This window comes from Nocardia barduliensis (assembly GCF_013315795.1).
GTDB classification, from domain to species: domain Bacteria; phylum Actinomycetota; class Actinomycetes; order Mycobacteriales; family Mycobacteriaceae; genus Nocardia; species Nocardia barduliensis.
This window is the reverse complement of sequence record NZ_JABLTE010000002.1, coordinates 20,334-30,878: the sequence shown is the minus strand read 5'-3', so window position 1 is coordinate 30,878 and position 10,545 is coordinate 20,334. Positions and strand designations below refer to the sequence as shown.

Here is a 10,545-nt window from a genome sequence, read left to right as displayed (position 1 = left end):
GGATTCGCCACATCTCATATGCCCTATGACCATGATCGGACCGGGCCGCGCATGGCTGCCGACGGGCCGCTCCCGGCGATCGGGAGGGGCGGTCGCGGTGAACGACATTCTTCCGCCGGTGCTGCCGGGACAGCCGGTCCGCGCTGCGTTCACCTGCCACGACGCGCGCCCGCTCACCACGCTCTATCAGCCGCAGTCGCCGCACCGGCCGCGCTGGCTGTGCGCCGTGCGGCGGGTGGACGCACGCGGCAGGGTGATCTATTCGTGCTTACCATCTGATCGCTCGAACCACGAGCTGCTTCCACTTGCACCGGAAAACCGATCGGTTTACGGTGGTGAAACAGGTCGGTTTTCGTCGGAGGCGTCCATGACCACAAAACCAACTCGAGCAGTCGGATGACTGGCCGCAGTGCTGCGCCCGAGGCGGCTACTCCCCGACTCCCCGTGAAGTTGGCGGCGCACCCTTCGGTGCGGGCAGTGCCGGCCCGCCGCGGCAGCGATGATCCCGGTCCACCCCCGGTGATCGAGGCAGGTTGGCTGCGCGAGTTGTGCCTGGCAGCCGGCGCGGACGACGCGGCGGCGGTCAGCCTGGAGCATCCCGATCTGGCCGGCGAGCGCGAATACGCGCACGCCGCGTTGCCCCGGACCCGGACCATGATCGCGATGGTGGTCCGGATGAACCGTGACAACTGCCGCTCCCCCGCCCGCAGCGTAGCCAACCAAGAGTTCCACCAAGCCGACGAGCAGGCGAACCACGCTGCTCGCAGCGTCGTGCAAGCGCTGCAGGATGCCGGCTACCGCGCCATCAATCCCTCGGTCGCCTTCCCGCACGAAATGGATAACTTCCCCGGCAAGCGGATCTGGGTCGTCGCCCACAAAACGGTCGCCGTCGCGGCGGGACTCGGCGTAATGGGTCTGCATCGCAACGTTATCCACCCGAAGTTCGGCAGCTTCGTCCTTCTGGCCACGTCCTGGTGGACGCCGAGGTCAGCGAATACGGGCAGGCCCTGGATTACAACCCGTGCATCGACTGCAAATTGTGCGTGGCCGCCTGCCCGATCGGCGCCATCAGCAAGACAGGCGAGCTGGCAGCCACCTGCCGAACGCCCGGCCTCTTCCTGAGCCGACGTACTCACAGCCATCCGTAGCTCTGACGCAGGGAGGTCACCCGATGCCCGGCCCAGAAATAACCCCGACGATCCATATCCCAGGTACTACCAGCCACACCATTCCCGCCAGCGGCGGGCGCCACGGGTACGAGGGGACACTGCGTTACCTCAAAGCCGGCACCGGAGCTCCGCTGGTTCTGCTGCACACTGTGCGGACCCAGGCCGAGCACTTTCGCTCCCTGATCCCAATGGTGTCGGATCGGTACACCGTGTACGCGCTCGATCTGCCGGGCATGGGCTACTCCGAGATAGTGCCCGGCGCCTCGTACGAAGAGCCTGCGATGCGTAGAGGCGTCGAACGACTCCTCACCGAACTCGACCTCCACGACGCGACGATGGCCGGGGAATCCATGGGGGCGGTGCTGGCCCTCACCACCGCGGCCGACCTGCCCGAGCGCGTTCGGCGCGTCATCGCGGTGAATCTCTACGACTTCCGAGGCGGGATCGCTCGGTCCGGATTGCTCGCACGTGTCGTGATCAGCGGCGTTCTCACTCCCGGGTTGGGACGTGTGGTCGCCGGGGTGGAGCCCAAGCCGGCCCTGCGCAGAATCCTGCAGAGCGGGCTGGGCGACAAAACCGCGCTGCGGGAGGATTACCTGAACGAACTCCTACAGGTGGGCAGCCGTCCGGGGTATCCGACTGTCGCGCGGGCGGTGTACCGGAACCTGCCCAGTCTCATCGCAGCCCGTTCTCGCTATCCCGAAGTCAAGGCCCCCGTCGACCTCGTCTACGGAGAAAAGGATTGGTCCCGCCGCTCGGACCGGGAAGCCAATCGGGACTTGCTGCCCGGAGCCGATTTCACGCAGGTGGCGGGAGCGGGCCATTTCATCGCCCTGGAAAGACCCGATGTCCTCGCCGACCTACTGAATCAAGCGGGTTGATCCCGAGAACACACCCAGATATCGACCGGCGGCGGCACCACGTATCGGGCTCATCCCTCGAATCCCACGCACCTTCGTGGTCCGATGTCTTGTCGAATCTTCTCATTCCCGTCGAGCAGGGCGGACCGCCCTCGATGACCGACCCAGGATGCACGAACAGGCACCACAATCGCGTCGTCTCGACGTGATCGTGGTGCTGGTCGGCTGTTACCTTCAGTGCACGAGGACCGGCTCGCCTTCCGATGGCGCGAAACGCGAATTCGGCACGAGCACTGCCGAAATCACCGCGCCGGCCACGAAGATCCAAGCTCCCCAGGTGAAGGTCGCCGTGTAGCTTTCGACGTGGGCCAGTGCCGCGGTCGTCGGGCCGGGTGGGTGCGAGGACAGGTAGTCGGTCGCCGCGGATGTGGCAGCGGTGGTGAGTAGCGCGGTGCTGATCGAGCCACCCACCTGCTGGCTGGTATTGATCAGCGCCGACGCGACACCGGCGTCCTCATGGTGAATACCCGCGGTCGCACCCTCGAACGCGGTGGTCATCACGCCACCGAGCCCCACGCCCAGCAGGATCAACCCGGGCATGATGTCGACGACGAAGCCACTGTCCAGCCCGAGCCGGGTCAGCAGGACCATACCGGCTGCGGAGACGAGGAAGCTGACGCTGATCACGATTTTCGGACCGACCCTGGGCAGTACGAGTGACGGCACAGTGGTCGACGTGACAACGATGGCCGCGACCATCGGCAGGAACGCCAGACCGGTCACGATCGGCGTGTAGCCGAGGCTCATCTCGAGATAGAAGGTCAGGAACAGGAAGATCGAGAACATTCCCATACCGATGACGAGCACCGACAGGAACGAACCACCGCGGGTGCGATCCAGCACGAGTCGCAGCGGCAGCAGCGGGTGAGCGACCTTGGCCTCCAGCCAGACGAACACCGCCAACAGCACCACACCGCCGATCAAGCAGCCGAGGGTGACCGAGTTGGTCCAACTCGTCGACTCGACGTGCGAGAACCCGTACACGATGGCGAACAGCGCGGTGCTCACCACGACGATGCCCGGAAGATCGAGTTTCGGGCGCTCGGTGGCCGCGTGCTTGGCCAGCAACAGCAGCGCACCGATCAGCGCGAAGCCGGCGAAGAAGAGGTTGACGAACATCACCCAGCGCCACGATGCCCATTCGGTGAGCATGCCTCCGAGCAGCAGGCCGACCGCGGCGCCTGCGCCGGACAACGCGCTGAAGATACCGAAGGCTTTTGCCCTTTCGGACCGTTCGGTGAAGGTGACGGTCAGCAGCGACAGTGCGGCGGGCGCCAGCAGCGCGGCGAATACGCCCTGCCCGACGCGCGCCGCGACGAGGAGGTCGAAGCTGTTGGCCGCCCCGCCTACGGCGGACGCGCCCGCGAAGCCGACCAACCCGATCACGAAGGTGGTACGACGGCCGAACAGGTCACCGAGCCTGCCCCCCAGCAGCAGCAGGCTGCCGAACGCCAGGGCATAGCCGGTGATGATCCACTGCCGGTCACCGTCGCTGAAGCCGAGGTCGCGTTGCGCCGCGGGCAGCGCGATATTCACGACGGTCGCGTCCAGCATCACCATCAGCTGTGCCACGCCGAGCACGACGAGCACCCACCAGCGCAGCGCATGCGAGCCGCGGCGGCCCGATTTCTTCTTTCGCGAGGCAGGCGCCCCGAACGTGGTAGTCATTTGTCCCCTTTTGTCGCTGGTCATGAATCGGCCGTCTGGAAACCGATCGGTTTCCACCGAGGAAAACAGATCGGTTTCCAAAACGCAAGTCGATCGGTATCGTGAGATCCATGACCGACTCGACGGCTGTTGCCGGTGCCGCCTCCACGCGCGACCGGTTGCTCGACGCCGCCGCACGGCTGTTCTACGAACAGGGCGTCCACATCGGCGTCGATACGCTGTGTCGCGCTGCCGGGGTGTCGAAGCGTTCGATGTATCAGCTGTTCGACAGCAAAGAAGAACTGATGGCCGCCAGCCTGCTGGAGCGGACAGCACCCGACTACCAAGCATCGCTGTTACCGGCCGACTATGACGACCGTCCGCCCCGGGCACGGATTCTGCATGTCTTCGAACAATTGGAAGCCCTCGAACAGAAACACGACTACCACGGCTGCCCTTTCGTCGCAGCCGCGGTCGAAGTCAAGTCACCCGAGCATCCGGCCAGCGTTGTCGCTCGCCGGCAAAAGGAGAAACTCACCACGTTTTTCGAGCAAGAGGCCGAACGCGGCGGCGCGAACGACCCCGCACGCCTCGCCCAGCAGCTCACCCTCGTCTTCGACGGAGCAAGCGCCCGTTCTGTCGTACAGGCGAAACGTCTGGACGGCCTTGCTGTCGTGACCGCCGGCGCACTACTCGACGCCGCCTGCGTCAGCGATTCCCCAGCCTGAGTCGCCGCCGGCCGGGCTCCGTCCCCGCCAGTGGCACAACCGGCGTGAAGCCGAACCGAGAGTGCCGTTTCCGGCCCCCGAAGATGACGCCGGAATCCCGCGGCGGCACAACGCCCGAGTAGCGCCGCATGATCCAGGGCACAACGCTGATCGAGCGGGACGTGGCGGTCACCACATGCTTCGGCGATTCGATCTTCGTCGACGTCTTCCGCCCCCCAACGATCCGCGACGTGGAACTCCAAGGGAGGTGCCACGTACTGCCCACCGGAGGCGGCCATGGCGTTCGACGACGTCATCGTGGAACCGGCGCAGACAGCGCTTCACGACAGTTCCGATTCACAGCCCCACTTGACACACCTGGGTATTTAGGTAGATTAAGTTAAATATTTATACTACTAGTGCCAGGGAGGGCAGCGTGACCTCTGCGACCGTCAACTACGCAGCATCGGCGCGGAGCACGTCACCAGCCGAACGGCGCGCGCTCCGCGACCTCCATCGGCGGCAAGCCCGCCGCCGGGCGCTCACCGCCGCCACCGCGATCTTCGTGACACGCGGTTATCACGCGGCCACCATGGAGGAGATCGCCCAACGCGCCGGATATAGCAAACCCGTGCTCTATAGCCAGTTCTCGAGCAAACTCGAGCTGTACCTAGCCGTACTGCAGGACCACATCGATACGCTGGTGGGCAGTGTGCAACAGGCTTTGCGCGCGACCGGCAACCGAGACCGAGTCAGCGCCGCTGTGTACGCGTATTTCGACTTCGTCGATAACGAAACCCAAGGCTACCGGCTGGTCTTCGATGGCGATGGCAGTGCGGAGCCATCGGTGCAGTGGCGAGTCGCACGGGCCGTCGACACCTGCGTCGACGCGATCGCCGACGTGATAGCTCACGACACCGAACTCGATTCCCACCGGGCCCGGCTCCTCGCCGCAAGCTTGGTCGGAGCCAGCCAATTCGCGGCCCGCTACTGGCTCACCAGGGGACGAACTCTGCCCAAAGCCGACGCCGCCGCGGCTGTCATCAACCTCTGTTGGGGTGGACTTGCTCACATTCCCTTACAGACCGCCGACTGAACTGAATCCGATCGCAACCTGGGCAAAGACACGCGATGATCAGGTCACACCGCACTAACTCCCCGACGCTGAGCCGCGATCACCATCAAATCCCGGCGTGACCGCGGCCGTCCAGTCCTCGCCACCGCCGAGGTTCTCTGGTACCCACAAGGCGGCACTGCTGCGCGGACTGGCAAGTTACCCCTAGCAATCGGGGGGTCCGGCCTTGATCGAGATCTGTCCACTGAGCCACATCGACATCTCGGCCCAGGCGACTGGATATGGGGGCACCGCAGAGGAGTCCCTCAAGCCCGCGTCTTCCTCGGCGCGACCCTTCGGGCGAATCCCTCGATCGCGTCCCAGAACTCGGTGCGGGTGCGGGCGAAGTTGTGCATGTGCGCCATGCGTGGCACGACCTTCACGGTGATATCCCGCGTTGCGCGATATGCGGTCGGCTCCGCCCAGGGGTCAGCCAGGGTGTCACGCTCGCCACTGGCCACCAGCACCGGCACTTCGATTGCCGCCGCTTCTGCCGAAACAGCGCCGTCGGTCATCATGGTTATCGCGCACGCGGGAATGGTCGCGCTCCCCCAGGGCGTGGACTCATCGCCTCGCACCACCCCTGAGTAGGGCCGGAAGGTCGCGAGGTCGGCCTCCACGAATTCCGGCTCTTCGTCCGGCCAATGGAAACAGAACCGGACATGGTCGTCGTCTGGGTTTGTTGCGCCGAGGACCTGATCCGCGATCGGCCGCAGGTCGGTTCCGCGAGGGGGCATCGGGTGAGCAACCCGGCTACCGTCCGGGGCGGGAAAATTGGTGTAGATCCCACTCCAGCCCAGGAAGGCGACACCGTCGAAAGTGTGGTGATTCGCCTGCTGCACGGTCAGCAGACAGCCTCCCATCGACTGACCCATGCCAACGGCGGCGACATACTCGATCGGTGGAACGCCCGCGATCAGAGCACCTATCGACAATCCGTCCAGCACCGCCACCACGGTGGCGTGGTTCGCCGCCGCGAGATTCTCGTAGGTGAGGCTGAATGTGTCCGGCTGATCGCTGTCGCCGACATAAAGGTGATCGCACGCGACCACGGCGAAGCCATGATTCGTGTGATATTCGGCTTGACTGTAGCCCGGTAACGTCTGTATGTCGAAGTATCGTCGGCCGAATCCGCCGCCGGGGAATCCGAACAGAACCGGCAACGGACCGTCGACCCGGTCGGGTAGGTGCACCGTCACTGCCGTAGACAACTCGCCCGGCAGATCGGTGGCTCCGGTGACGTCGACGTTGAGGTCATACGAGCGCATCACAACTCCTACAGACAGTGCAATCATTTAACTATCTGTCACGATATCCGGCTGGGATGGCGCGCGGGGCGAAACACGTGATAAGGAGCGGATTCAGCCGCATGCTCGCGGCGCGCATGGTGAACGCCCTGACCTGAACCCGAGCGCAGGTGTTTCACAGGATGCCCTGCTCGTGCGCGTAGATGGCGGCTTGGGTGCGGTCACGCACGCCGAGGCGGTTCAGGATGCTCGAGATGTGGTTCTTGACGGTGCCCTCGCTGAGGTAGAGGGACCGCGCGATCTCGCGGTTGGCGGCGCCGGTGGCGAGCAGGCGCAGGACCTCGGTTTCGCGACCGGTGAGCGCGACGGTGGGGCGTGGTGTGCGGGATCGGACCATGGCGGCCAGGCGTGCGGTGACGGCGGCGGAGTACTGGTCGACCCCCGCGTGCACGAGGCGGATCGCTTGGGCGAGTTCCACGGCGGGAAGGTCTTTGAGCAGGTAGCCGGAGGCGCCCGCGTGCAGGGCCGCGACGATGTAGCCGTCGTCGTCGAAGGTGGTGAGCATCAATACTGCTGCCCGGCCGCGCAATCGGGTGGCCGCCTCTACGCCGTTCATTCCGGGCATGCGCACATCCATCAGGACAACGTCCGGTGTCATGGTGGTGGTGAGTTCAACTGCTTCAGCACCACTTTCGGCGGTGCCGAGAACTTCGATGCCCGGTTGCAGGGCGAGCAGCGCGGCGATCCCTTCGCGAACCAGCCGTTCGTCATCGGCGATCAACACACGGACGTTCGGGGCGGTGCTCGACCTGCTGGGATCGCGTCCGGTCATCGTCGCACCGCTGGAATCGTGGCGAGCAGACGAGTTCCCCGGGGACCGGAGGTTATTCGTACATCGCCACCGACCATGTCGAGACGTTCACGCATGCCGGACAATCCCTGCCCTTCGACAGTGCCGGGCGCGAAACCTGTTCCGTTGTCGACGATATCGAGGACACCGGCGGTCGGTGTGAGGTCGACGCGGACCGCGACGGTGGTGGCGCCGGAGTGGCGGCGAGCGTTGATGAGTGCTTCCTGGGCAGCGAGGTAGAGGGCGAGGCGAGCTGGTTCGCGGACACTGTCCTCGGTCCCGGTGACGTCGAGGGTCACGGCGAAGCCGGTGTCGTCGAGCCGGGCCGCGAGCGCGCGCAGCGAGGCGGCAAGGGTGAATTGTGTGCCGTCGGTGCGCAGCGTGCCGACCGCTCGTCGCACCTCGTCGAGAGCCATGCGCGCGGAATTACGCCCTTCGGCGAGCGCCCGGTCGGAGATATCGGCGTCCAGTGCACGGTAGGCGGCCGACTTCTCCAGTTGGATCGCGGTGACCACGAGGTGGTGACCGACACTGTCATGGATATCGCGGGCTACCCGCGTTCGTTCGGCGATGGTGGCGAGGGAGACCGCTTGGTCGGCGTATTCACGTAGCTGGGCATGCGCGTCGGACAGCTCGGTGAGCAGCGATTCGGCGCGGCGCCGCCCGGTCTCCTCGCGCTCGGCGATCACCGCGATAGCAAGGGCGAAGACGACGCCGATCGTGAGCATCAGCAGATCCGAGAGTGCTTCGGGATTCGCACGCAGCGCCGGCCTCCCGACGACGAGGATCCCGGCGAGGAGTAGACCGCCACCGGCGAGCGTGTAGGCGACACGATGCCCGACGGTGAAATAGGCAGTGAGCGGAAGCAGTACGAACAGGACCTTCGCATTCCCGCTGCTGTCGAGCGCGTTGATCACCGCGTATAGGGCAGCGCGGACGACCAGCCCGGCGATCGCGACGCTCCTGGTGGCCGATCCGGGAAATACCGCCGTGTCGGCCGGACTTGCCGTCATCGGACTGAATCGCCATTCGGTGATCTCCAGCGCCCCCGCGAGGACGAGGGCACCGGCGTACGCGCTCAATCGGACAGGGTCGACAGGCGCGGTGGAGGCGACAGCGAGCCCGGCGACGAGCACCGAAGCATAGAGGAAGCACGCGACCAAGGTCAGCGCGCGCGGTCGATGCATTTGCCGAGTTTATGGGCGGATCAGGCACACGACCAGGGCCGCGCGGCGAAGGTAGCCGAAAGTCATGGGTCGCCCGGCACTTACCGCCGTGACCACCGGATTCCTACCGTCGAATTCGACATCGAGAAGGGATTTCGACATGGACACACGAGCACTCCTGCGACTGGGTAGCGTCGCGGGCTTCCTCTGCGGCGGAGCCATCACCGCGGCGGGCGCGATCGAACTGATCGCCGACGGCAAGACACCACTCACCCAGGTTCTCAACGGGGCGGCCGTCCCCTTCGGGATCGGCTTGCTGGTGGCGTTGTACTCGCTGCTGCACAAGCGCCTCGGTCGATTCGGGGCACTCGCCTTCGTCGTGCAATTCCTCGGCTTCGGCTATTTCGCCGGTCTCGCCTTCACCAAGAATTTCGTCCTGGTGTACCTGGACGAGCCGGTTGTCGACGAATTACTCACCAGCCCAGCCAGATCCGCGCTCCTCGTGACCGCGTTCCTCGCGCTCACCGGAACGCTGCTGTTCGGCTCAGCGTTGATGAGAGGCCGAGCTGTCCCGGCGGCCGCCACGATGCTCTACACAACGGGTCTGTCCGTCCTGTGCCTGACCTTCCTGCTCCCGGCGCCGCTGGTCCGCGCCGGGCACATCGCGGCCGGAGTGGGCATGGTGTGGCTGGCCTGGAGTGTGTGGTCGAGCGTCACCGCGAGACAGTCGACTACCGCGCCCGCTGTCTAGCAGCTGCTGCCCCCAATGACGAGCAGACCGCCATCAGCGGTTGCCCACCACGAATTGGGACCGGTGTTCCGCCGCCCAGTCTGCGAACTTCTCCAGTTCGAAGCCCCAGCGTGTGGCAATGGAGGGGTCGACTCGGTAGCCTTCGACCGTCAGCCATTGCTGGTTTTGAATGACTCCGCCCGAGGTGCCTGCGGCTTTCGCATCAGCTGGACTCACATGCACTGCTTTTACGGTGGCTCCCGTGATCTCGGACAGCACCGAGGCGACTTGCGACATGGTCAGCGATTCGCCCGCCAGAGGTATCTCGCAACGATCGAAGCGCGCGGGGTCGGCGAATGCCGCCGCAGCGACCCTGCCGATGTCGGAAGCCGCGATCAGGTCCAAGCGAGTTCCTGAATCCATCGCCGTGGTGATCTCCCCTTTCGCGAGCGTGGGAAACATCGTGGCGACCTTGGGCGGCATGAAGTTGTCCATCATGAACGCGGGTTTGAGGATGACCCAGTGCGGGATGGCACTCGAGCGAACCAGTTCGTTGGCCGCTGCCTTGCTGGTCCAGTACAGCGGCCACCACCGCTGCTCGTCCCATCCGACGAACTGCTCGTGCTCGTCGGCGCGGGCCACCGAGGTGTGCACGATGGTCCGTACCCCCGCTTCGACCGCCGCGGTAACCAAGTGCTCAGCGGCGCGCACCTCCCTGTCGGGGTCCTTGGGATGCGGCGGCATCTGCATGGAGAACACTGCCTCGACGCCGGAAACCGCGGCGCGCAGCGCGTCCTTGTCATCGAAACTTCCTCGGTGGAGTCGGACACCTCGCCGCGCCAGCGCGAGTGCGGCCTCGGACTCGAGGTTGCGGACAAGCGCGTGCACCGGTCGGCCCGCGCCGAGCAAGGCTTCGACAACGGCTCCGCCCTGAGCCCCGGTGGCGCCCGTGACGAGTACGGCTCCGGACTGTTCCATCATTTCTCCTGATCGAC

General features: G+C 65.4%; 10 protein-coding genes and 1 pseudogene. 6 read left to right on the top strand and 5 right to left on the bottom strand.

Annotated features, from left to right (window positions below):
- Positions 1 to 25: 25 nt before the first annotated feature.
- From HOV91_RS01435 to HOV91_RS01425, 3 genes and pseudogenes are all read left to right on the top strand, one after another.
- Positions 26 to 400 (top strand): hypothetical protein, encoded by a 375-nt coding sequence (locus HOV91_RS01435; RefSeq protein WP_174183575.1) that lies wholly within the window; start codon positions 26 to 28, stop codon positions 398 to 400.
- A pseudogene (locus HOV91_RS01430) lies at positions 397 to 1,085 on the top strand (4Fe-4S binding protein); the annotation flags it as partial. The gene HOV91_RS01435 and the pseudogene HOV91_RS01430, both read left to right, overlap by 4 nt.
- Before the next feature lie 86 nt (positions 1,086 to 1,171).
- Positions 1,172 to 2,050: an alpha/beta fold hydrolase gene (locus HOV91_RS01425; protein WP_174183574.1), complete on the top strand. Its 879-nt coding sequence runs from the start codon at positions 1,172 to 1,174 to the stop codon at positions 2,048 to 2,050.
- 213 nt (positions 2,051 to 2,263) lie between these two features.
- On the opposite strand, the gene HOV91_RS01420 is transcribed toward HOV91_RS01425, so the two are convergent.
- Complete coding sequence (locus HOV91_RS01420) at positions 2,264 to 3,757, bottom strand: MFS transporter (RefSeq protein WP_174183573.1); 1,494 nt, start codon at positions 3,755 to 3,757, stop codon at positions 2,264 to 2,266.
- A 110-nt stretch (positions 3,758 to 3,867) separates the two neighbouring features.
- Between HOV91_RS01420 and HOV91_RS01415 the strand changes: the two genes are divergently transcribed.
- Both HOV91_RS01415 and HOV91_RS01410 read left to right on the top strand, forming a co-directional pair.
- A complete protein-coding gene (locus HOV91_RS01415) occupies positions 3,868 to 4,464 on the top strand; it encodes a TetR/AcrR family transcriptional regulator (RefSeq protein ID WP_174183572.1) in 597 nt (198 codons plus the stop codon).
- A gap of 415 nt (positions 4,465 to 4,879) precedes the next feature.
- Complete coding sequence (locus HOV91_RS01410) at positions 4,880 to 5,539, top strand: TetR/AcrR family transcriptional regulator (protein ID WP_174183571.1); 660 nt, start codon at positions 4,880 to 4,882, stop codon at positions 5,537 to 5,539.
- 284 nt (positions 5,540 to 5,823) lie between these two features.
- Here HOV91_RS01410 and HOV91_RS01405 read toward each other — a convergent pair whose 3' ends face one another.
- From HOV91_RS01405 to HOV91_RS01395, 3 genes are all read right to left on the bottom strand, one after another.
- A complete protein-coding gene (locus tag HOV91_RS01405) occupies positions 5,824 to 6,720 on the bottom strand; it encodes an alpha/beta hydrolase (RefSeq protein WP_174183570.1) in 897 nt (298 codons plus the stop codon).
- Positions 6,721 to 6,979: 259 nt separating this feature from the next.
- Complete coding sequence (locus HOV91_RS01400) at positions 6,980 to 7,636, bottom strand: response regulator (protein WP_174183569.1); 657 nt, start codon at positions 7,634 to 7,636, stop codon at positions 6,980 to 6,982.
- The gene (locus HOV91_RS01395; protein WP_174183568.1) at positions 7,633 to 8,841 is read right to left on the bottom strand and encodes a sensor histidine kinase; all 1,209 of its coding nucleotides are present in this window, start codon (positions 8,839 to 8,841) and stop codon (positions 7,633 to 7,635) included. The genes HOV91_RS01400 and HOV91_RS01395 overlap by 4 nt, the downstream gene beginning before the upstream one ends.
- A gap of 139 nt (positions 8,842 to 8,980) precedes the next feature.
- On the opposite strand from HOV91_RS01395, the gene HOV91_RS01390 reads away from it, so the two are divergent.
- Positions 8,981 to 9,571, top strand: a complete 591-nt coding sequence (locus tag HOV91_RS01390; protein WP_174183567.1) for a hypothetical protein — start codon at positions 8,981 to 8,983, stop codon at positions 9,569 to 9,571.
- A gap of 33 nt (positions 9,572 to 9,604) precedes the next feature.
- On the opposite strand, the gene HOV91_RS01385 is transcribed toward HOV91_RS01390, so the two are convergent.
- Positions 9,605 to 10,531 carry an NmrA family NAD(P)-binding protein gene (locus HOV91_RS01385; RefSeq protein WP_174183566.1) on the bottom strand — a complete coding sequence of 309 codons (927 nt, stop codon included), beginning with the start codon at positions 10,529 to 10,531 and terminating at the stop codon, positions 9,605 to 9,607.
- Positions 10,532 to 10,545: the final 14 nt, after the last annotated feature.